This window comes from Pseudomonas sp. QE6 (genome assembly GCF_041379005.1).
Taxonomy (GTDB): Bacteria; Pseudomonadota; Gammaproteobacteria; order Pseudomonadales; family Pseudomonadaceae; genus Pseudomonas.
In genome coordinates this window covers 3522129-3543618 of the sequence record NZ_CP166873.1, presented here as the reverse complement: position 1 = coordinate 3543618, position 21490 = coordinate 3522129, and the positions used below count along the sequence as shown (strand labels likewise).

Annotated in this window: 19 protein-coding genes; 12 read left to right on the top strand and 7 right to left on the bottom strand. The window is 66.0% G+C overall.

Annotated features, from left to right (window positions below; translation table 11 throughout):
- Positions 1–462: an Lrp/AsnC family transcriptional regulator gene (locus ACAW63_RS16500; protein ID WP_152222911.1), complete on the bottom strand. Its 462-nt coding sequence runs from the start codon at positions 460–462 to the stop codon at positions 1–3.
- 272 nt (positions 463–734) lie between these two features.
- On the opposite strand from ACAW63_RS16500, the gene ACAW63_RS16495 reads away from it, so the two are divergent.
- The 6 genes from ACAW63_RS16495 (at position 735) to ACAW63_RS16470 (ending at position 7621) form a co-directional block, all read left to right on the top strand.
- Positions 735–1967, top strand: a complete 1233-nt coding sequence (locus tag ACAW63_RS16495; RefSeq protein WP_371226870.1) for a 3-methyl-2-oxobutanoate dehydrogenase (2-methylpropanoyl-transferring) subunit alpha — start codon at positions 735–737, stop codon at positions 1965–1967.
- Positions 1964–3016 carry an alpha-ketoacid dehydrogenase subunit beta gene (locus ACAW63_RS16490; RefSeq protein WP_275607486.1) on the top strand — a complete coding sequence of 351 codons (1053 nt, stop codon included), beginning with the start codon at positions 1964–1966 and terminating at the stop codon, positions 3014–3016. The genes ACAW63_RS16495 and ACAW63_RS16490 overlap by 4 nt, the downstream gene beginning before the upstream one ends.
- Complete coding sequence (locus ACAW63_RS16485) at positions 3017–4300, top strand: dihydrolipoamide acetyltransferase family protein (RefSeq protein ID WP_371226868.1); 1284 nt, start codon at positions 3017–3019, stop codon at positions 4298–4300.
- 16 nt (positions 4301–4316) lie between these two features.
- Positions 4317–5723, top strand: a complete 1407-nt coding sequence (gene lpdA / locus ACAW63_RS16480; protein ID WP_371226866.1) for a dihydrolipoyl dehydrogenase — start codon at positions 4317–4319, stop codon at positions 5721–5723.
- Between the two features lie 603 nt (positions 5724–6326).
- Positions 6327–6767: a type II 3-dehydroquinate dehydratase gene (gene aroQ, locus ACAW63_RS16475; RefSeq protein ID WP_371226864.1), complete on the top strand. Its 441-nt coding sequence runs from the start codon at positions 6327–6329 to the stop codon at positions 6765–6767.
- A 5-nt stretch (positions 6768–6772) separates the two neighbouring features.
- Positions 6773–7621 carry a shikimate dehydrogenase gene (locus ACAW63_RS16470; RefSeq protein WP_371226862.1) on the top strand — a complete coding sequence of 283 codons (849 nt, stop codon included), beginning with the start codon at positions 6773–6775 and terminating at the stop codon, positions 7619–7621.
- A 302-nt stretch (positions 7622–7923) separates the two neighbouring features.
- On the opposite strand, the gene ACAW63_RS16465 is transcribed toward ACAW63_RS16470, so the two are convergent.
- On the bottom strand, positions 7924–8589 hold the full coding sequence (locus tag ACAW63_RS16465) for a TetR/AcrR family transcriptional regulator (protein ID WP_371226859.1): 666 nt from the start codon (positions 8587–8589) through the stop codon (positions 7924–7926).
- A 103-nt stretch (positions 8590–8692) separates the two neighbouring features.
- Complete coding sequence (gene quiC / locus ACAW63_RS16460) at positions 8693–10603, bottom strand: 3-dehydroshikimate dehydratase QuiC (protein WP_371226857.1); 1911 nt, start codon at positions 10601–10603, stop codon at positions 8693–8695.
- A gap of 535 nt (positions 10604–11138) precedes the next feature.
- Between quiC and ACAW63_RS16455 the strand changes: the two genes are divergently transcribed.
- Positions 11139–12473 carry an MFS transporter gene (locus tag ACAW63_RS16455; protein WP_371226855.1) on the top strand — a complete coding sequence of 445 codons (1335 nt, stop codon included), beginning with the start codon at positions 11139–11141 and terminating at the stop codon, positions 12471–12473.
- Between the two features lie 54 nt (positions 12474–12527).
- On the opposite strand, the gene ACAW63_RS16450 is transcribed toward ACAW63_RS16455, so the two are convergent.
- The 3 genes from ACAW63_RS16450 to ACAW63_RS16440 all read right to left on the bottom strand — a co-directional run bounded on the left by ACAW63_RS16450 (position 12528) and on the right by ACAW63_RS16440 (position 14751).
- Positions 12528–12941 carry a cupin domain-containing protein gene (locus ACAW63_RS16450; protein ID WP_371226853.1) on the bottom strand — a complete coding sequence of 138 codons (414 nt, stop codon included), beginning with the start codon at positions 12939–12941 and terminating at the stop codon, positions 12528–12530.
- A 249-nt stretch (positions 12942–13190) separates the two neighbouring features.
- Complete coding sequence (locus ACAW63_RS16445; RefSeq protein ID WP_371226852.1) at positions 13191–14075, bottom strand: Dyp-type peroxidase; 885 nt, start codon at positions 14073–14075, stop codon at positions 13191–13193.
- A 79-nt stretch (positions 14076–14154) separates the two neighbouring features.
- The gene (locus ACAW63_RS16440; protein ID WP_275607496.1) at positions 14155–14751 is read right to left on the bottom strand and encodes a DedA family protein; all 597 of its coding nucleotides are present in this window, start codon (positions 14749–14751) and stop codon (positions 14155–14157) included.
- 383 nt (positions 14752–15134) lie between these two features.
- Here ACAW63_RS16440 and ACAW63_RS16435 point away from each other — a divergent pair, with 383 nt between their 5' ends.
- Together ACAW63_RS16435 and ACAW63_RS16430 are read left to right on the top strand one after the other, a co-directional pair.
- A complete protein-coding gene (locus ACAW63_RS16435) occupies positions 15135–16592 on the top strand; it encodes a sodium:solute symporter family protein (RefSeq protein WP_331314330.1) in 1458 nt (485 codons plus the stop codon).
- A 256-nt stretch (positions 16593–16848) separates the two neighbouring features.
- Positions 16849–17181 (top strand): DUF1508 domain-containing protein, encoded by a 333-nt coding sequence (locus ACAW63_RS16430; protein ID WP_331314328.1) that lies wholly within the window; start codon positions 16849–16851, stop codon positions 17179–17181.
- A gap of 552 nt (positions 17182–17733) precedes the next feature.
- Here ACAW63_RS16430 and ACAW63_RS16425 read toward each other — a convergent pair.
- Entirely contained in the window at positions 17734–18102 is a 369-nt protein-coding gene (locus tag ACAW63_RS16425; protein WP_371226849.1) for a GFA family protein, read from the bottom strand.
- Positions 18103–18254: 152 nt separating this feature from the next.
- Here ACAW63_RS16425 and ACAW63_RS16420 point away from each other — a divergent pair, with 152 nt between their 5' ends.
- The 3 genes from ACAW63_RS16420 to ACAW63_RS16410 are packed head-to-tail and all read left to right on the top strand — an operon-like array spanning position 18255 to position 21373.
- On the top strand, positions 18255–19454 hold the full coding sequence (locus tag ACAW63_RS16420; RefSeq protein ID WP_371226847.1) for an MFS transporter: 1200 nt from the start codon (positions 18255–18257) through the stop codon (positions 19452–19454).
- Positions 19455–19475: 21 nt separating this feature from the next.
- The gene (gene dkgB, locus ACAW63_RS16415) at positions 19476–20279 is read left to right on the top strand and encodes a 2,5-didehydrogluconate reductase DkgB (RefSeq protein ID WP_371226845.1); all 804 of its coding nucleotides are present in this window, start codon (positions 19476–19478) and stop codon (positions 20277–20279) included.
- Positions 20280–20338: 59 nt separating this feature from the next.
- Positions 20339–21373 (top strand): zinc-binding dehydrogenase, encoded by a 1035-nt coding sequence (locus tag ACAW63_RS16410; protein ID WP_371226843.1) that lies wholly within the window; start codon positions 20339–20341, stop codon positions 21371–21373.
- The last annotated feature ends 117 nt before the right edge of the window (positions 21374–21490 follow it).

Genomic DNA, 21490 nt, shown 5'->3' with positions numbered 1-21490 from the left:
CTAGATCGGCGGCGCCGAGCGCAGCATCACCGACTTCAACGCAAACGCCGACTTGATCCCCGCCACCCCGGGAATCTGCGTCAGCGTATTGGTCAGGAACAGCTGGTACGCCGACAGGTCCTTCACCACCACCCGCAGCACGTAATCCGCATCCCCGGTCATCTGGAAGCAGCTCATCACCTGAGGCGCCTGGACGATGCGTTCCTCGAACCGCGCGAGGTAATCGCCGGTCTGTTTTTCCAGGGACACCGAAACGAACACGCTCATGCCTCCGGACAGGCGCTCCTCATCGAGGCGGGCGAAATAGCCCTGGATGTAGTGCTCCTCCTCCAGGCGGCGCACCCGGCGCAGGGTCGGGGTCAGCGACAGGCCGATCTTCTGCGCGAGGTCGCGCCAGGAGAGGCGGCCATCGTCGGCCAGGGCGCGGAGGATTTTCAGGTCGGTGCGGTCGAGATCAGCCATTTCGTCCAGTACTACAAGTGGTTGTTTTTATGGTTCAAACACACTAATCGCTAAGCTCGGAGCTAGTCAATTTGGAGCAAAAAACCAACCGGTCACACCTATACTGAAACCACAACTACAACAACCGAGGACCTCACCATGAGTGATGTCGCCACCCGCCACGCGACCCCGCGCGGCATCCGCACCGTAGCCTTACCCGGCCGGGTGCGTCCGCCAGGCATGGCCTCTTCCGTCTGCTGATCCACATCCACGATCACAACTGGAGACTTGCCATGACCGACTACGCTCCGCTCCGCCTGCACGTCCCGGAACCCACCGGACGCCCGGGCTGCAAGACCGACTTCTCCTACCTACACCTCTCGCCCGCCGGCGAGGTGCGCAAGCCCGCCATCGACGTCGAACCCGCCCAGACCACCGACCTGGCCTTCAGCCTGGTGCGCGTGCTCGACGACCAGGGCAACGCCCTTGGCCCCTGGGCCCCGGACCTGAGCCACGACCAACTGCTACGCGGCATGCGCCTGATGCTCAAGACGCGGATCTTCGACGCGCGCATGCTCACCGCCCAGCGCCAGAAGAAGATGTCCTTCTACATGCAGTGCCTGGGTGAAGAGGCCATCGCCACCGCCCACACCATGGCCCTGCGCGATGGCGACATGACCTTCCCGACCTACCGTCAGCAAGGCATCCTGATCACCCGCGACTACCCGCTCAAGGACATGATCTGCCAGTTGCTCTCCAACGAGCAGGACCCGCTCAAGGGCCGCCAGCTGCCGATCATGTACTCCAGCCGCGAGAAGGGCTTCTTCTCGATCTCCGGCAACCTCGCCACCCAGTTCATCCAGGCCGTCGGCTGGGGCATGGCCTCGGCGATCAAGGGCGACACCAAGATCTCGTCCGCCTGGATCGGCGACGGCGCCACTGCCGAATCCGACTTCCACACCGCCCTCACCTTCGCCCACGTCTACCGCGCGCCGGTGATCCTCAACGTGGTCAACAACCAGTGGGCGATCTCCACCTTCCAGGCCATCGCCGGCGGTGAAGGCACCACCTTCGCCAACCGTGGCGTGGGTTGCGGCATCGCTTCGCTGCGGGTGGACGGCAACGATTTCCTGGCCGTCTACGCCGCCTCGCAATGGGCCGCCGAGCGCGCCCGCCGCGGCCATGGGCCGAGCCTGATCGAGTGGGTCACCTACCGTGCGGGCCCGCACTCCACCTCGGATGACCCGTCCAAGTACCGCCCGGCCGACGACTGGACCAACTTCCCCCTGGGCGACCCGATCGCCCGCCTGAAGCAGCACCTGATCGTGCTCGGCATCTGGTCCGACGAGCAGCAGGAAGCGCTGCAGAAGGAACTGGAAGCCGAAGTGATCGCCGCGCAGAAAGAGGCCGAACGCCACGGCTCGCTGGTGGATGGCCACGTGTTCAGCGCCGCCAACCTGTTCGATGATGTCTACAAGGACCTGCCGGAACACCTGCGCCGGCAGCGCCAGGAGCTCGGGGTATGAATGCCGTGAACCAGCAACACGAGAACGCCCAGGCGGTCACCAGCATGACCATGATCCAGGCCCTGCGCTCGGCCATGGACGTGATGCTCGAGCGTGACGACAACGTGGTGGTGTTCGGCCAGGACGTGGGCTACTTCGGCGGCGTGTTCCGCTGCACCGAAGGCCTGCAGAAGAAGTACGGCACCTCGCGGGTGTTCGATGCACCGATCTCCGAGAGCGGCATCATCGGCGCCGCCGTCGGCATGGGCGCCTACGGCCTGCGCCCGGTGGTGGAAATCCAGTTCGCCGACTACGTCTACCCGGCCACCGACCAGCTGGTGTCCGAGGCGGCGCGCATCCGCTACCGCTCGGTGAACGACTTCACCGTGCCCATGGTGGTGCGCATGCCCTGCGGCGGCGGCATATACGGCGGCCAGACCCACAGCCAGAGCCCGGAGGCGATGTTCACCCAGGTCTGCGGCCTGCGCACCGTCATGCCATCCAACCCGTACGACGCCAAGGGCCTGCTGATCGCCTGCATCGAGAACGACGACCCGGTGATCTTCCTCGAGCCCAAGCGCCTGTATAACGGCCCGTTCGACGGCCACCACGACCGCCCGGTGACGCCCTGGTCCAAGCATCCGGCCAGCCAGGTGCCGGAGGGTTACTACAGCGTGCCGCTGGACAAGGCCGCCATCGCCCGCCCCGGTTCCGAGCTGACCGTGCTGACCTATGGCACCACCGTCTACGTCGCCCAGACCGCCGCCGAGGAAACCGGCATCGATGCCGAGATCATCGACCTGCGCAGCCTCTGGCCGCTGGACCTGGACACCATCGTCGAGTCGGTGAAGAAGACCGGCCGCTGCGTCATCGTCCACGAGGCCACCCGCACCTGCGGCTACGGCGCCGAGCTGATGTCGCTGGTGCAGGAACACTGCTTCCACCACCTCGAAGCGCCGATTGCCCGCGTCACCGGTTGGGACACGCCCTACCCGCACGCCCAGGAATGGGACTACTTCCCCGGCCCCGCCCGCGTCGGCGCGGCCTTCAAACGCGCCATGGAGGTCTGAATGGGCACTCACATCATCAAGATGCCGGACATCGGCGAAGGCATCGCCGAAGTCGAGCTGGTGGAGTGGCACGTAGAGGTGGGCGACGAGGTCCATGAGGACCAGCTGCTGGCCGAGGTCATGACCGACAAGGCCACGGTGGAGATTCCCTCGCCCGTGGCCGGGAAGATCCTCGCCCTGGGCGGGGTGCCGGGCCAGGTGATGGCCGTGGGCGGCGAGCTGATCCGCCTGGAAGTGGAAGGCCAGGGCAACCTCAAGGAAGCCGCGCAACCCAAGGCTCATGAAGAGGCGCCGGCCAAACCGGAAGCCAAGCCCGCACCGGTGGCCGAAGCGCCCAAGCCGGCACCGCGTGCCGAGAACAGGCCGGTCGCCCCGGCTGCCCGCCCTGCCCCGACGCCGGCTCCGCGCCGCGCACCGGGCGAGAAGCCGCTGGCTTCGCCGGCGGTGCGCCAGCGCGCCCGCGACCTGGGCGTGGAACTGCAGTTCGTGCAGGGCAGCGGCCCGGCCGGACGCATCCTCCACGAAGACCTTGAGCACTACCTGGAACATGGTGGTGCCACCATCGCCTCCGGCTATGCCGCGCGCCACGACGAGCACCAGATCCCGGTGATCGGTCTGCGCCGCATGATCGCGAAGAAGATGGCCGAGGCCAAGCGGCGCATCCCGCACTTCAGCTATGTCGAGGAAATCGACGTCACCGATCTGGAAGCGCTGCGCGTCCACCTCAACGCCAAGCACAGCGCCGCACGCGGCAAGCTCACCCTGCTGCCCTTCATCGCCCGCGCCATGGTCGTCGCCCTGCGCGATTTCCCGCAGCTCAACGCACGCTATGACGACGAGGCCGACGTGATCACCCGCTACGGCGCCGTGCACCTGGGCGTCGCCACCCAGAGCGACAACGGCCTGATGGTACCGGTGCTGCGCAACGCCGAGTCCCGCGACCTGTGGGGCAACGCCGCAGAAGTGGCGCGCCTGGCCGAGGCCGCGCGCCACGGCAAGGCCAGCCGCGAGGAGCTGTCCGGCTCGACCATCACCCTGAGCAGCCTCGGCGCCCTGGGCGGCATCGTCAGCACGCCGGTGATCAACCATCCGGAAGTGGCCATCGTCGGCGTCAACCGCATGGTCGAGCGGCCGATGGTGATCAACGGCCAGATCGTGGTGCGCAAGATGATGAACCTGTCCTCGTCCTTCGATCACCGGGTGGTCGACGGCATGGATGCGGCGGCCTTCATCCAGGCCGTGCGTGCCCTGCTCGAACATCCCGCCACCCTGTTCATCGATTGATAGCCGGAGCGCTGACGTGAAACAGAACCAGACTCTCGAAACCACCCTGCTGGTGATCGGCGGCGGCCCCGGCGGCTACGTTGCGGCTATCCGCGCCGGCCAGCTGGGCATCCGTACCGTGCTGGTGGAAGGCGCCTCCCTCGGCGGCACCTGCCTGAACATCGGCTGCATCCCCTCCAAGGCGCTGATCCACGCCGCCGAGGAATACCTCAAGGCCCGCGAGTTCGCCGGCACCTCGCCGCTGGGCATCAGCGTGCAGGCGCCGAGCATCGACATCCAGCGCACCGTGGAATGGAAGGACGGCATCGTCGACCGCCTGACCACCGGCGTCGCCGCGCTGCTGAAGAAGCACGGCGTCACCGTGGTGCACGGCTGGGCGAAGATCGTCGACGGCAAGACCGTGGAAGTGGATCTGGCCGAAGGCGGCACCCAGCACATCCATACCGAACACCTGCTGCTGGCGGCCGGTTCGAAATCCGTCGAGCTGCCCTTCCTGCCGCTGGGCGGCAACGTCATCTCCTCCACCGAGGCCCTGGCGCCCAAGGCGCTGCCCAAGCGCCTGGCGGTGGTCGGCGGCGGCTACATCGGCCTGGAACTGGGCATCGCCTACCGCAAGCTGGGCGTCGAGGTGACAGTGGTGGAAGCGCAGCCGCGCATCCTGCCGACCTATGACGAGGAACTGACCAAACCGGTTGCCAATTCCCTGCGCAAGCTCGGCATCGAGCTGTACCTGGGCCACAGCGTCATGGGCCTGGAGCCGGACGGCAAAGGCCTGCGCGTGCAGGATGGCGCAGGCTCGCAACGGGTCATCGAGACCGACCAGGTGCTGGTCGCCGTCGGCCGCCACCCCAATGCCACGGGCTGGAACCTGGAGAGCCTGAGCCTGGACATGAACGGCCGCGCCGTGAAGATCGACGAGCAGTGCCGCACCTCCATGCGCAACGTCTGGGCCATCGGCGACATCGCCGGCGAGCCCATGCTGGCCCACCGCGCCATGGCCCAGGGCGAGATGGTCGCCGAGATCATCGGCGGCAGGCGCCGCGCCTTCACCCCCACGGCGATTCCGGCGGTGTGCTTCACCGACCCGGAAGTGGTGGTGGTCGGCCTCTCGCCGGAGCAGGCGAAAGCCGCGGGCTATGAAGTGCTGACAGCGAACTTCCCGTTCGCCGCCAACGGCCGCGCCATGACCCTGGAGTCCAACGACGGCTTCGTCCGCGTGGTGGCACGCAAGGACAACCACCTGATCCTCGGCTGGCAGGCCGTGGGCAAGGCGGTCTCGGAGCTGTCCACGGCCTTCGTGCAGTCCCTGGAAATGGGCGCCTGCCTGGAAGACATCGCCGGCACCATCCACGCCCACCCGACCCTGGGCGAGGCGGTGCAGGAAGCGGCGCTACGTGCGCTGGGGCATGCCCTGCACATCTGATCCGACGTCCCCCTCACTGACCCGCCGATTGGCGGGTCTTTTTTGCCCGGTGGATTTACGGCGGACGGAACGCAGGCATGGCACGCGCCCATAGCATCGTAGGGCGCATAACCCGGAACGGGTTATCCGCCGCAGGCTTTGCTGCGGATAACGCTGCGCGTGATTCGCCCTACATCCTGTGAGTGTTGAGTTTGGGCCTCCCCTCACCCCAGCCCTCTCCCCCAGGAGAGGGAGCAGTCCGAGCCGGCTGATACGACGACTTCATCCTGCACCGAACGATCCCCTCTCCCTCAGGAGCGGGGCGCGCAGCCAGGGTCAGGGTGAGGGGCTCTTGATCTCTTAGGAGCGGGCCATGCCCGCGATAGGCGGACAAAGGCCGCCGCCATGGGCGATCACCGCACAGAATGTCGCTCCGATGCCCACTTTCATTACATGCCAACTGACGCCAAATTCGCCGATTTTGGCTGCCTGATGCCGGCTGAATCATCACATACTTCTGAGCTAAACCGCTCAACCCCCTCCATTGACCAAATTAACCATTTGGTACATTTTGCTCCCAAGGCCTTTTATCGCGGCCATATAACAACGGAGCCATCCACCCTCATGCCTCATACCCTCCTCGTGCTCAACGGCCCCAATCTCAATCTGCTGGGCACCCGCGAGCCGGCCACCTACGGCCACGAAACCCTCGACGACATCGCCGCGCTCTGCGAGCGCACCGGCGCCGAGCACGGCCTGGAGATCGACTTCCGCCAGACCAACCACGAAGGCCAGCTGATCGACTGGATTCACCAGGCACGCGGTCGCTGCGCGGGCATCCTGATCAACCCGGCGGCCTGGACCCACACCTCGGTGGCCATCCGCGACGCGCTGGCCGCCGTGGAGCTGCCGGTCATCGAGGTGCACCTGTCCAACGTGCACGCGCGCGAGGAATTCCGGCGTCACTCCTTCGTCTCCGGCATCGCCGTCGGCGTCATCGCCGGGCTGGGCAGCGACGGCTATCGAGCCGGCATCCGGCACTTCTCCAAACTGCTGAAAGGGTGAGCGCCATGAACGAGCAACGCACCGTACTGGCCGGCCTGATCGGCGCCGGCATCCAGGCTTCGCGCACCCCGGCCATGCACGAACGCGAAGGCGACGCCCAGGGCCTGCGCTACCTGTACCGACTGATCGACCTGGACGCGCTGGGCGTCGACGCCGCCGCCCTGCCCGACCTGCTGGCTGCCGCCGAGCGCATGGGCTACACCGGGCTGAACATCACCTTCCCCTGCAAGCAGGCGGTGATTCCGCTGCTCGACGAGCTGTCCGACGAGGCGCGCGGCATCGGCGCGGTGAATACCGTGGTCCTGCGCGATGGCAAGCGCATCGGCCACAACACCGACTGCCTGGGCTTCGCCGAAGGCTTCCGGCGCAATCTCGGCGATGCGCCGCGCGAGCGCGTAGTGCAGCTGGGTGCCGGCGGCGCGGGCGCCGCGGTGGCCCATGCGCTGCTCAGCGAAGGCGTGCAACAACTGACAATCTTCGAAGTGGACCCGGCCCGCGCCCAGGCACTGGTGGACAATCTCAACGCGCACTTCGGCGGCCAGCGTGCCCGCGTTGGCCATGAACTTGCCGACGCGATTGCCGAGGCCGACGGGCTGGTCAACACCACACCGGTGGGCATGGCCAAGCTGCCCGGCGCGCCGCTGCCGCTGGAGCTGCTGCACCCGCGCCTGTGGGTGGCGGAAATTATCTACTTCCCGCTGGAAACCGAACTGCTGAAACACGCCCGCAGCCTCGGCTGCCGCACGCTGGATGGCGGCAACATGGCAGTGTTCCAGGCGGTGAAGGCGTTCGAGCTGTTCAGTGGCGTCGCGGCGGATGCCCAGCGGATGTTGGCGCATTTCGCTGTGATGTAATTCCGCACCCTGCGTAGGGCGTACAACCGTTCACGGTTGTACGCCGCTTCACCATCAGTTGCAGTGGGCGCCCATAGTTCGAGTCTTGCGCGAGCTGAGCCCGCGATTAAACGGCGTATAACCTTGAAGGTTATGCGCCCTACGGTGTTGGCCGGTGGTTTCGCAGTGCGCTGAAGGATTTCGCGGACAAGGTCCGCTCCTACAGTTGCCATCGGTGCGCGCTCTCGTAGGAGCGGATCTTATCCGCGATCCGCCGGCAGGGCCGGCGCAAATCCTGGTCCGCGAACAATCCCCGATCCGACCTACGGCCGCACGTACCGCAACACCGCCTCGCAGATCATTTCCTTGTGCCGCGCCTTCACCGCCGAATCTTCCAGCTCGATCTGGAACAGCGAGCCGACGGTGTGCCGGTTGGAGACGCGATAGAAGCAGAACGAGCTGATCAGCATGTGCACGTCGATGGCCTGCAGCCCCTCGCGGATAACGCCGCTGGCAGCGCCGCGACGGAGGATGTCCTCGATGGTGCGCAGGATGTTGCTGCTCATCGAGCGGATGGTTTCCGAGCCCGAGGCGAACTGGCCGTAGTGGATGTTCTCGATGCAGACGATGCGCACGAAGTCGACGTTGCGGTCGTGGTGGTCGAAGGTGAAGTCCACCAGCCGGCGCATCGCCTCCAGCGGTTCCAGCTCGGCCAGGTGCAGGGTCTGTTCGGTGCCGCGGATGTCGCCGTAGAGCTTCTCCAGCACCGCCTGGTAGAGCTGCTCCTTGCTGCCGAAGTAGTAGTAGATCATCCGCTTGGAGGTGTTCATCCGCTCGGCGATGGCGTCCACTCGCGCGCCGGAAAGGCCCTGCTGGACGAACTCGACGATGGCCGCCTGGAGGATGTCTTCGCGGGTCTTCTCCGGGTTGTTCTTGCGCCCCCGGCGTGCGGTGTCGGCGGGGGTCGGCTGGGCGGCGCTGTCGGTCATGGGCTCGGATGTCGTTGGGCCGGCGCCAAAGGCGCCGGCTGTAAGCGGGTGGGTGCGCGGATTATGCGACCCAAGCCCGCCCGAGGCCAAGCGCGATGCCGACCTAAGCGCGCGGCCGGCGCGTGGTGCCGTTGCGTGCCTGGGCCATGGCCGCCAGGCGCACGGCAACGTTGGCCGCGCCATAGCCTGCATAGCCGCCGCGGCGCTGGATGATCTCGAAGAAGAAGCGCTCCTCGAAGGGCTCGGTGTAGACGTGGAACAGCTCGCCGCCACTGGCGTCGCGGTCGTAGAGCACGTTGAAGTAGGCCAGCTCGCTCAAGAACTCGTCGTCGAAGTCGAAGCGCGCGGCCAGGTCGTCGTAGTAGTTGAGGGGGATTTCCAGCAGCGGCACCCCGGCATCCTTCGCCCGCTCCACCTCGGCGAAGATGTCGTCGCAGGCGAAGGCGATGTGGTGGACGCCGGAGCCGCGATAGCTGGACAGCGCGTGGGAGATCGCGGTGTTGCGGTTCTCCGAAATGTTCAGCGGCAGGCGCACGCTGCCGTTGGCGCTGCGCAGGGCGCGGCTCTTCACCAGGCCATAGGGGTCGGGCAGCACCACTTCGTCGTCGGCCTCGAAATCGAACAGCCCCTTGTAGAACAGCACCCAGTTGTCCAGACCGTCCGCCGGCAACGCCATGGCCATGTGGTCGATGCGCTGCAGCTTGCCGCCGGGCTGGACATCGGGGTCAAGGCGGAAGTCCACGTCATAGATGGTCTGTCCGGCGGCGCGCTCTTCCACCAGGTAGATCAGGCTGCCGTCCGGCGCGCGCACGGCAGGAATCTCCCGCTCGTTGGGGCCGACCAACCCGCGATACGGCTGACCCTTGTAGGCCTGCGCCCGCTCCAGGGCGCTGCCGGCATCGCGCACGCGCAACGCGGTGGCGCACAGCGACGGGCCGTGAGCCTCGAAGAAGCTGTGGCCAAAGGAATACGGCTCGGCATTGAGCACGATGTTGATGTCGCCCTGGCGCAGCAGGCTCACCGCCTTGGAACGGTGTTCGCCGGCGCGGGCGAAGCCCAGGCGTTCCAGCCAGTTGCCCAGGCGCGCACCCAGGGCTTCGTCCACGGCGAATTCGAGGAACTCCACGCCCTCCAGCTGACTGGCCGACGGTGGCGCGAACAGGCAGTCCAGCTGTTCCGGGGGCATGCCTTCGGCGTGCAGGCGCTCGCGGGTCTTCTCTTCGAGATAGAGCAACGAGCGCAGGCCGTCGGCGGCATTGGCGCGCGGCGGCGCGGCGCGGAAGCCGTCGTTGAAGACCTCCAGCGACAGCGGTCCGCGGTAGCCGCTCCTGAGGATTGGCGCGAGAAAACCCGGCAGGTCGAACTCGCCCTGGCCGGGGAAGTTGCGGAAATGCCGGCTCCACTCCAGCACGTCCATGGCCAGGATCGGCGCGTCGGCCATCTGCACGAAGAAGATCTTCTCTCCCGGAATCAGCGCGATGCCGGCCGGATCGCCCTTGAGCGAGAGGGTGTGGAAGCTGTCGAGGATCACGCCCAGAGCCGGATGGTTCACTTCCCGCACCAGGTCCCAGACCTGCTGCCAGGTGTTCACGTGGCGGCCCCAGGCCAGGGCTTCGTAGCCCACGCGCAGGCCACGGGCGCCGGCGCGTTCGGCGGCGAGCCCGAGGTCTTCGAGGAGGAATTCGCGCTCGCCCAGGGAATCGGCGGCGACGTTGCTGCACATCAGCACCAGGTCCGTGCCCAGCTCCTGCATCAGGTCGAACTTGCGCTCCAGTCGGTCAAGGTTGCGCGGCAGGCGGTCGCGGCGGCAACCCTCGAAGTCGCGGAACGGCTGGAACAGGGTGATCGCCAGGCCCAGGTCGGCGCAGAGCCGGCGCACGTCGCGCGGGCTGCCGCCGTAGTAGAGGAGATCGTTCTCGAAGATTTCCACACCGTCGAACCCGGCGGCGGCGATGGCTTCGAGCTTGTCCGGCAGGGTTCCGCTGAGGGAAACGGTGGCGATCGAACGCTGCATCTCATGACTCCTGCCGGGACTGGTTAGGGGTCTTATCGGAAGGCTCCCCGGCTAGGCTCGATTATTCTGGCGGCCGGGGCTCGCAGCAATTTAAAGTGTACTAACTGGTTAGTTTTGTGTTCGATTACCGAACGGAAGGCCGTTTATCGAATTGACGCTGTTCCGGCCGCTGCTCAAGATTTAGCCACGTCGACGCATTCCGGCAGCCTCCCCAGGCACCTGCCTCTGCCCTGGAGAAGCCCCTGAGCCGCTGCGAGATGGCCTGCGTGTCATCCATAACAATTTCAAGAACGGGTAACTGCTCATGTACGTACCTCACCTTCGCCCCGCCGCTTCCATTCCCTCTCCGCAAACCCGCCTGGCCCGCCTGATGCCAGGTCTGTGCCCGTTGCTCGGCCGCCGCCGCACGCACTGATTTCCGCCAGCCAACGCAAGCCTTTTCGCCCTCCCCGCCGCCCGGCGGCGACGCACACGGCTTGCGACACAACAATAATTCCCAAGGCTGCTCGCCAGCCTCAAACGGATGGCCCCGATCATGATCCATACGCAATCCGCTCCCCTCGCCGCCGTCGCTCCGCACGGCTCCTCCTTCTTCGGCAAGGTGCGTGGCGCCATGGCCGTCGGCAAGGTGCGCTGGGGCATGCTCGCCCTGGTGTTCTTCGCCACCACCCTGAACTACATCGACCGCGCCGCCCTCGGCGTGATGCAGCCGCTGCTCGCCGAGAAAATGGCCTGGACGGCCATGGACTACGCCAACATCAACTTCTGGTTCCAGGTCGGCTACGCCATCGGCTTCGTCCTGCAGGGCCGGCTGATCGACCGCATCGGCGTGAAGCGTGCGTTCTTCTTTGCCGTGCTGCTGTGGAGCTTCGCCACCGGCGCCCATGGCCTGGCCAGTTCGGCGGCGGGCTTCATGGTCTGCCGCTTCATCCTCGGCCTGACCGAGGCGGCCAACTACCCGGCCTGCGTGAAGACCACGCGCCTGTGGTTCCCCGCCGGCGAGCGGGCCATGGCCACCGGCATCTTCAACGCAGGCACCAACGTCGGCGCCATGCTCACCCCGGCCCTGCTGCCGCTGATCCTCGCAGCCTGGGGCTGGCAGGCGGCCTTCCTCTGCATGAGCGCGCTGGGCTTCGTCTGGGTGGTGCTGTGGGGCCTGAAGTACTTCAATCCCGAAGAGCACCCGACGGTGAAGCAGAGCGAGCTGGACTACATCCAGGCAGCCGACGAGCCGCCAGCCAAGCGCGTGCCCTTCTCCGCCATCCTGCGCATGCGCGGCACCTGGGCCTTCGCCGTGGCCCTTTCGCTCACCGCGCCGGTGTTCTGGTTCTACCTGTACTGGCTGCCGCCCTTCCTCAACCAGCAGTACGGCCTGGGGATCAGCGTCACCCAGATGGGCATCCCGCTGATGCTGATCTGGCTGACCGCGGACTTCGGCAGCATCGGTGGCGGCATCCTGTCGTCCTGGCTGATCGGCCGCGGCATGAAGGCCATCCATGCGCGCCTGCTGTCGATGCTCATCTGTGCCTGCGCGATTATCGGCGTGGTCTTCGCCGCCAAGGCCAGCGGCCTGTGGATCGCCGTGGCCGCCATCGCCCTGGGCGTGGGTGCGCACCAGGCCTGGACGGCGAACATCTGGAGCCTGGTGATGGACTACACACCCAAGCACATGATGAGCACGGTGTTCGGCTTCGGCGGCATGTGCGCGGCGATTGGCGGCATGTTCATGACCCAGATCGTCGGCTACATCCTCACCGTCACCCACAACAACTACGCGGTGCTCTTCACCTTGATCCCGACCATGTACTTCCTGGCGCTGGCCTGGATGTTCTTCATGGCGCCGCGCAAGATCTCCGGCGCGGCGGAGTGATCCTGAGGCCGTAACGAAGAACCCCGCGAATCCGCGGGGTTCTTTTTTGTCCGCTCACTTCTTCAACGGTGTCAGCACCGGGGCGTTCTCGTCCAGCAGCATCCACACCAGCAGCTTGGCCGGCTTCTGGTTGCTGGCATTGCGCGAGACCAGATGCGGCGTGTTGGGCGCCTCGTACCAGGACTGGCCGGCCTGGTAGGTCACCGGTTTCTGCCCTTCCAGCTGGGAGATCACCGCGCCTTCAAGCACATAGGCGAACACCGAGCCGCTGTGCACGTGGGGGCCGGAGGACTGCCCCGGCTCGTAGGAGACGGTGATCATCAGCCCCTTCTTGCCCGCAGCATCGGGAAGCTTGTGTTCCTGCTGGGTGGTGACCGTCTCTTCGCCGGTGCCATGGGCGAAGACCGGCAGGCACAGGGCCAGGCCAAGGCCAGCGAACAGGAGTTTCAGGGAAGTGGCTGCAGGCATGGCGCTTTCCTCGGACAGTGGGGAGATGAGTCCACGCTACGCCCCGAGGTGGTGAGGGCCAACAGCCAATTCGGTGGAAGACCGGGGGGCCATTGGCGAAGTCTGTGCCGTGCGGTTCGCGAGCAAGCTCGCTCCTACGAAGAGCGCGCCGGAGTTCCCTTTGTAGGAGCGAGCTTGCTCGCGAACCGGCGCGCAGCGCCCACAAAAAAGCCCCGCTCAGTGGCGGGGCTTCCGGCGGGCGGCGACAGATCAGCCGAGCAGCGCGCGCAGGTCCAGCACACCATCCTTGCGCGGCGGGCACCAGTAGTAGCCGCCGGTCAGCGGGCGGCTGAAGCGGTACAGGGCGTCGGTAATGCCGTCTTCCAGGCCGCTCATGCGGCGCAGTTGCACCTCGAAGGCGTCGAGGGTGCAACCGAAGGCGAGGAACATCAGGCCGGCATCCTGGTCGTGGGTCCAGGGCATGGAGCGGCGCACGATGAAGGCCTCGGGGTCGAAGCTCTCCTGGGCGGTGCGCTTGACGTGGGCGGACACCGGCGCGTCCTCCAGTTCCTCGTTGTCGCTCAGGCGGCGGCCCATGATGTCGTCGCGCTCGGCCTGGGGCAGCGCGGCGAAATCCTGCAACTGGTGACGCCACTGCTGGATGGCGGCGAAGCTGCCACCCGCCAGGCCTTCCACGCCATTGTCAACGATGGCGGCGGCGATCGCGTCGTCATCCTGCGGGTTCTCGGTGCCGTCCTCGTAACCGGTCAGGTCATGGCCATCGCCGTGGCGGAAGGCTTCGGTCAGCGTGGCCAGCTCCAGCGCCGGCGCCAGCAGCGCCTGCACCTGCTGGGTGCGCAGCAGCAGTTCGCCGCGCTCCTCGCCGCGCAGCCAGACCCACAGGGCATGCGGGGTGGACGGGTTGTCCACGCCAACGCCGGCGATTGCCGGGAACTCGCGCAAACCCTCGATACCGCGACCCAGCGCGCGCACCAGCGACTCGCCGAAACCGACGACGGCCGCCTCGCCATCGGCGAACTGCACCAGGCGGTCCAGGGCGGCCGGCAGGTCCTGCAGCGAGGTCAGGTCGAAGAAAAGGTGGCGGGCGTGGGCGGGAACCGGGGTGGCGAGAATGCCGGGCTGGTAGAGGCTCATGGCTGCATCCTTGAACAAAAGAGCGGCAATTCTAATCGCCATGGGCGCGAATCCAAACCGCTCTACATCAAGGCACGGCTCACTGCCTGGGTTTACCGGCGGAAGACGGCGCGCGACGGCCGCGCCGACGCCGCCAGAGCTCGAAGCCACCGCCCAGCAGCACGACGCCGACCAGGATCGGCAGCCGGTAGGGTTTCAGATCGCCCAGCCAGCTCTCCAGCATCTGCCCGGCCCAGTAGCCGGCGCTGGCGAACACCAGCGCCCAGCAGAACGCACCGAACAGGTTGATCAGCAAGAAGCGCAGCGGCGCCACCCGGCTGGCGCCGATCAGCAGCGGCCCAGCCAGGCGCATGCCGTAGAGGAAGCGCACGGCGAAGATCGCCAGCAGCGGATGACGCTCGATCAGCCCGGTCACCCGCTCCACCGCCAGGCCGCGCCGCTGCAGCCAGGGCAGCGCCCGCCCTCCTGCGCGGCGGCCGGCCCAGTAGAGCAACTGGTCGCCGCAGGTGCCGCCGACACAGCCCCAGAACAGCACCGGCGCGAAGCCCATCAGCCCCTGGTGCGCCGCGAGGCCGGCCAGCAGGAGCATGGTCTCGCCCTCCAGCAGGCAGCCGACGAACAGCGCCAGATAGCCGTAGCTGGAAAGCAATTGCGCGAGGTCGGGGTGATCGAACATGAGTGTCCTTCGGCAATGCCCTGAGCCAAGAGCCTAGCGCCTTGGAAGATGTTCTGCTTATCAAACAGGGGTCGTAAAAAATAATCGACTATTGGGTCATCCAGAATCGTTAGCAGTCAATCAAATCAATCCTTTAAGAGCACCATCCGTCCGGAGTTGTAATTTTTTTTACTCATGAGCGATTCAAGTGTTTGACATATTTGACGGATTTGGCAGACTGCGGCCCGTTGACGCAACTGGTTACGTTTCTCCGGCTCCCCCTGCCTGGTGCACCGGATAACCCGCTGCCGCGCAACACAACAAAAACAACTTGTCAGTCGCGGCACCTCTGCCCGGGTTCGTCCCCGGCGGCGCGGTTCGCGGCGAGCCAACGGAACGAACAAATGCTGATCTGGTTTGTAGCGGTGTATCTGCTGATCACCGTAGCTGTCGGTTTCTACGCTACCACCCGCGTACACAATTCCTCGGACTACGCGGCTGCCGGCCGAAGCATGTCCTTCCCCCTCGTCGTCACCATGGTCTTCGCCACCTGGTTCGGCTCCGAAGCCGTCCTGGGCATTCCGGCCACCTTCCTCGAAGAAGGCTTCGCCGGGATCATCGAAGACCCGTTCGGCTCGTTCGGCTGCCTGATGCTGGTGGGCATGATCTTCGCCCGCCCGCTCTATCGCCTGAACCTGCTGACCATCGGTGACTTCTTCCGCAAGCGCTTCGGCCAGCACGTGGAAATCTTCACCAGCCTGGTGATCATCATTTCCTACATGGGCTGGGTCGCCGCGCAGATCACCGCGCTGGGCGTGGTCTTCAGCGTGCTCTCCGACGGCGGCATCACCACCACCCAGGGCATGATCATCGGCACCGTGATCGTCCTGCTGCACACCCTGTTCGGCGGTATGTGGTCCGTGGCACTGACCGATTTCCTGCAGATGATCATCATCGTCGCCGGCCTGTTCTACCTGGTCTGGCTGATCGGCGGCATGGCCGGTGGCCCGGTCAACGTGATCAGCCACGCCGCCAGCGAAGGCAAGTTCACCTTCCTGCACGGCACCTCGGCCAAGGACATCGTCGCCTTCCTCGGCGCCGCGGTGACCATGATGTTCGGCTCGATCCCGCAGCAGGACGTGTATGCTCGCGTGATGTCGGCCAAGACCGAGAAGATCGCCTCGCGCGCCACCATGACCGGTGCCTGCTGCTACCTGACCTTCTGCATGCTGCCGATCTTCCTGATCTACGCCGCGCAGATGATCGATCCGGAGATGGTCAAGCACTGGCTGGCCGAAGACTCCCAGCAGATCCTGCCGCACCTGATCATGGAACGCACCCCGCTGTTCGCCCAGATCATGTTCTTCGGCGCCCTGCTCTCGGCCATCATGTCCTCCGCCTCGGGCGCCCTGCTGGCCCCGTCGGTGACCCTGACCGAGAACATCGTCAAGCACTTCCTGCCCAACATGACTGACCGTCAGGCCCTGCTGGCCATGCGTTGCAGCGTGCTGGCAATGACCGTCGCCACCTGTGTGTTCGCGCTGTTCTCCAACGCCAGCATCTACGAGATGGTCGGCAACGCCTACAAGGTGACCCTGGTCGCCGCCGTGGTACCGCTGTTCTTCGGCCTGTTCTGGAAGCGCGCCACCACCCAGGGTGCCCTGACCGCCATCGCCTGCGGCCTGATCGGCTGGGTGTCGCTGGAGCTGGGCTACCAGGAAGGCGACTTCTGGCCGCCGCAGCTGGTCGGCCTGATCTGCAGCGCCATCGGCATGATCGTCGGCTCCCTGGCTCCGCAGTTCAGCCAGCACCGTGGCGAGAGCGTGTCGGACATGACCGCCGCCGCTGCTGCGGGCAACTGATAGCCCGCCAGCTCGGTAGATAAGGAAGAAGCCCCGCCCAGCGCGGGGCTTTTTCTTGCCCGCGATTTCCCGCCTCCCAAACCGTCGCTGCAGCCTGGTGCCCGGCGCACCGGCGAGCTGCGGAGACAAATTGATACAGTAACCCTCTGATTCGTAGGACTTTTCCTATACAAATAGAACGTCCGTCCTCCTAAACTGGCCTGTCACCCTGCGGGAGCACCCGCAGGTCGTTGACACCGGATATATGGAGCAACACATGCCCGGTTGGTATGAAATCAAGGAACTCAGCAGCGGCAACCACCGTTTTCTTCTCAAGAACAGCGCCCACGGCACCCTGCTGGAAAGTCTCGCCTACCCGACACAGGAGGCAGCCGAGCAGGCTATCGGCAGCCTCCGCAGCTGCTGCGGCAGCGTCGATCGCTTCAAGCGGCAGATGTCGCCGGGTGGCAAGAATTTCTTCGTGATCCGCGATAACACCGGTGCAGAACTGCTGAAGAGCAAGCTGTACGACTCCGAGGCCGCACGTGAACAGGCGATTGCAACGATCGCCCAGGCCGGCCTGAGCACCGAGCTGCGTCCGCACGCTTGAGTGACGAGTGAATGAAAGAGCCCCGCGCAATGCGGGGCTTTTTTGTGGGCGGTTGGTTTGCGCCGGGATAGGAACGGAGTTTGTCCGCGATGCTTTGAGTTTGGGTATTTCTGCGCCGCTTTGGCGTGTGTTGATAGTCCTTGTTTCGCCCCCTCGGGCGAGTCACTTTCTCAAACGACAGAAAGTAACCAAAGGTCTTTGCCCCTCCATCCGGGTCCCGCTTCGCGGGACTCCCCTCGCTCCATCGGAGTTTCAGGGGCACGCGTCGACGGGCCATCCATGGCCCAACGACGCTCTCGCGGCATCCATGCCGCTCAACCCCTGAAACTCCGATTCCACTCGGCCTCCTGAAGGGGCGCTCCGGTGCGTGCGGAGATTTCTCTGGAAGCCTTAGAGAGCCAGAGCGGAGCTGCGCTCCCGTAGGAGCGACGGGGGCGCCTAGCCCTTGTCCGCGAAATCCACAGCGGAGGAATTCGAGGCCCCCGGGAGTGACTGTTGCCAGGCGCCGGCATAGGAGCGGACTTCGTCCGCGATCGCGGGCATGGCCCGCTCCTACAATTTCTTCTGCTCCGCAACGGTGCTCATGCTCCTGCCATCCACCCGCCGCACCGGCAGCGACTCCGGATCGAATCCATCGATACAGCAGGCGTTCACACTCAGCATCGCCGGATTGCTGCGCCGCTGGTGATAGACATAGATTCCGCACGTCCCACAGAAGTAATGCATCGCCACCCCGCTGTTCCAGCGATACAGGCACAACGCCTGCTCGCCGCGAGTAATGCTGAACTGGCCTTTCGGCACAGTCGCCATCAACGCATTGCGTTTCGCGCACAGCGAACAGTCGCAGCGCACCCGTTCATCCAGTTCCGCCTCGAAGGCGAAGGCCACCGCGCCGCAGTGACAGGTGCCGGTGTAATGCATGGCTGAATCCTCGTCATGGATCGTTCCAGCTTAGACGGACGATCAATTTGTGACTTGAGATCAACTATCCTTTGCCGTTCGCCGCGTTTTTCTCAAGGGACCGAATCGGGAGAATGCCCTCCATCGCATTCCACTATCCGGAGTCCCACCCCATGCCCCTCGCACTCCTGGCGCTGACCCTGAGCGCCTTCGCCATCGGCACGACGGAGTTCGTCATCGTCGGCCTGATCCCCACCATCGCCGGCGACCTGGGCGTCACCCTGCCCTCCGCCGGCCTGCTGGTCAGCCTTTACGCCCTCAGCGTGGCCATCGGCGCCCCGCTGCTCACCGCCCTCACAGGCCGCATCCCGCGCAAGGCGCTGCTGGTCGGCCTGATGGCGCTGTTCACCGTTGGCAACCTGGTGGCCTGGCAGGCGCCGAGTTATGAATCGCTGATCATCGCGCGCATCCTCACCGGCCTCGCCCACGGCGTGTTCTTCTCGGTCGGCTCAATCATCGCCACCAACCTGGTGAGCAAGGACAAGGCCGCCAGCGCCATCGCCACCATGTTCAGCGGCATGACCGTGGCCTTCGTCACCGGCATCCCGCTGGGCACCTTCATCGGCCAGCACCTGGGCTGGCGCGTGACTTTCCTCGCGGTCGCCGCCTTCGGCGTGATCGCCCTGCTCGGCAGCCTGCTGTTCGTGCCGAAGAACATCCAGCACACCCCGCCGGCGCCGCTGCTGCGCCAGGCCCGCGTACTGCTGCAGCCGCGCCTGTTGCTGGTCTACGCGATGACCGCCGTGGGTTACGGCGGCTCGCTGATCGCCTTCACCTTCCTCGCACCCATCCTCCAGGACCTGGCCGGTTTCAGCCCGAACATGGTCGGCGCCGTCCTCCTGGCCTACGGTGTCTCGGTGGCCATCGGCAATATCTGGGGCGGTCGCCTGGCCGACAAACGCGGCCCGGTGAGCGCGCTGAAGATCATCTTCGGCCTGCTGGCGGCGGTGCTGCTGGTGCTGACCTTCACTGCCGGCAACCCGTGGCTGGTGGTACTGACCGTGCTGGCCTGGGGCGCCGTGGCCTTCGGCAACGTGCCCGGCCTGCAGGTCTACGTAGTGCAGCAGGCCGAGCGCGTGGCGCCGGAAGCGGTGGACGTGGCCGCCGGCTTCAATATCGCCGCGTTCAACCTCGGCGTGGCCGGCGGTTCCTGGGCCGGCGGCCTGGTGGTGAGCCACCTGGGCCTGGGCCATACGCCCTGGATCGCCGCGGTGGTGACCCTCGCCGCCTTCGGCCTGACTGCCCTGAGCGGCCGTCTGGACCGTCGCATTTCCATGGAACCGACCGCCCCTGGCGCGGTTCCCACTCACTGATCGACCACAAGGAGTTCCTCCATGAGCGTCCCCGCCTTCGGCCTCGGCACCTTCCGCCTCAAGGGCCAGACCGTCATCGACTCGATCCGTACCGCCATCGACCTGGGCTACCGCGCCATCGACACCGCGCAGATCTACGGCAACGAAGCCGACGTCGGCGAAGCCATCGCAGGCGCCAGGGTCAAGCGTGACGAGCTGTACCTGACCACCAAGATCTGGACCGAGAACTACGCCGCCGACAAGCTGATCCCCAGCCTCAAGGACAGCCTGCACAAGCTGCGCACCGACCGCGTCGAGCTGACCCTGATCCACTGGCCCTCGCCCAAGGGGCAGGTGCCGGTCGCCGAGTTCATGGGCGCCCTGGCCGAAGCCAAGGCCCAGGGCCTGACCGGCGAGATCGGCGTGTCCAACTTCACCATCGCGCTGATGCAGGAAGCCATCGCCGCCGTCGGCGCCGGGCAGATCGCCACCAACCAGGTGGAACTGCATCCCTACCTGCAGAACCGCAAGGTGGCGGAGTTCGCCCGAAGCCAGGGCATCCACCTCACCTCCTACATGACCCTGGGCTACGGCAAGGTGCTCAACGACCCGGTGATCGGCGAAATCGCCGGACGCCACGGTGCCACCCCGGCGCAGGTCACCCTGGCCTGGGCGATGCAGCTCGGCTACTCGGTGATCCCGTCGTCCACCAGGCGTGAAAACCTGGAAAGCAATCTGCGCTCCGTCGACCTGCGTCTGACCGACGCCGACATGGCCGCCATCGCCGCGCTGGAGCGCAACGAGCGCATCACCAGCCCGGAAAGCCTGGCCCCGGCCTGGGATTGATCGACCACCCGCAGTCAGCCGCCCCTTCCGGGCGGCGTTCCCGTTCCCAAGGAATCTTCATGAGTGCAACCGGCTACCTCAATGACTATGCCCTCAACGACTATGCCGCCTGGACCTGGACGCCCGGCGCCAGCCTCGACGGCCTGAAGCTGGCGCGCCTGCCGCTGCCCGTCCCCGGCCCGGACGAGGTGCTGGTGGCCAACACCGCCATCGCGCTGAACCCGGTGGACTGGAAGATGATCGACTGGGGCCGTGACGACTGGCAGCAAGGCCAGGTGCCCGGCGTGGATGGCGTTGGCCTGGTCGTAGCTGCCGGCAGCGCAGTGAACCTGCGGGTCGGCACCCGTGTCGCCTACCACCAGGCGCTGCCCCGTGGCGGCAGCTTCGCCGAATACACCCTGCTGCGCGCCCACGCGGTGTACCCGGTGCCGGACGCCCTGGACGACGCCACCGCCGCCAGCCTGCCTTGCCCGGGCCTCACCGCCTGGCAGGCGCTGGACAAGCTGCCGGCCTGCGGCAACCGTGACGTATTGGTGACCGGCGCCGGTGGCGCAGTCGGCTATCTGCTCGCGCAACTGGCCGCGCAGCGCGGCTTGCGCGTGTGGGTGACGGCCGCGCCGAAGCACCGTGAACACCTGCTGCAACTGGGCATCGCCGGCGTTTTCGACTACCGCGACGCGCAATGGTCCGCACGCCTGCGCGAAGCCCTCGGCCCGCGCCGCCTGCACGGGGTGTTCGACACCGTCAGCGACAGCCACGCCGCCAGCCTCGCTCCGCTGCTGGGCTACAACGGCCACCTGGTGTGCATCCAGGACCGCCAGGAAAATGCCCCGCTGCCGGCCTTCAGCACCGCTGTCTCGCTGCACGAAGTGGCGCTCAACAGCATCCATGCCCATGGCGATGCGCGGGACTGGCAGGAGCTGCGCCACGCTGCCGCCAGCCTGATGCAGGGCGTCACCGACGGGCGCTTGCAGCCGCCGGCGAAGCAGTTCTTCGCGTTCGCCGAGTTGCCCGAAGCGCTGCGCCGCTTGAAGTCCGGCGAAGGCGGCGGTAAATGGATCAGTCTGCTGCCCGCGCCGATGGTCGTTGCCTGACAGCGCCGATGGGCTCTGAATTGCGCTTTTCGTAGGAGCGAGCTTGCTCGCGAACCGCATTGCAGCAGGAGTTGGTTCGCGAGCAAGCTCGCTCCTACAGGATTAGCTACCTATATC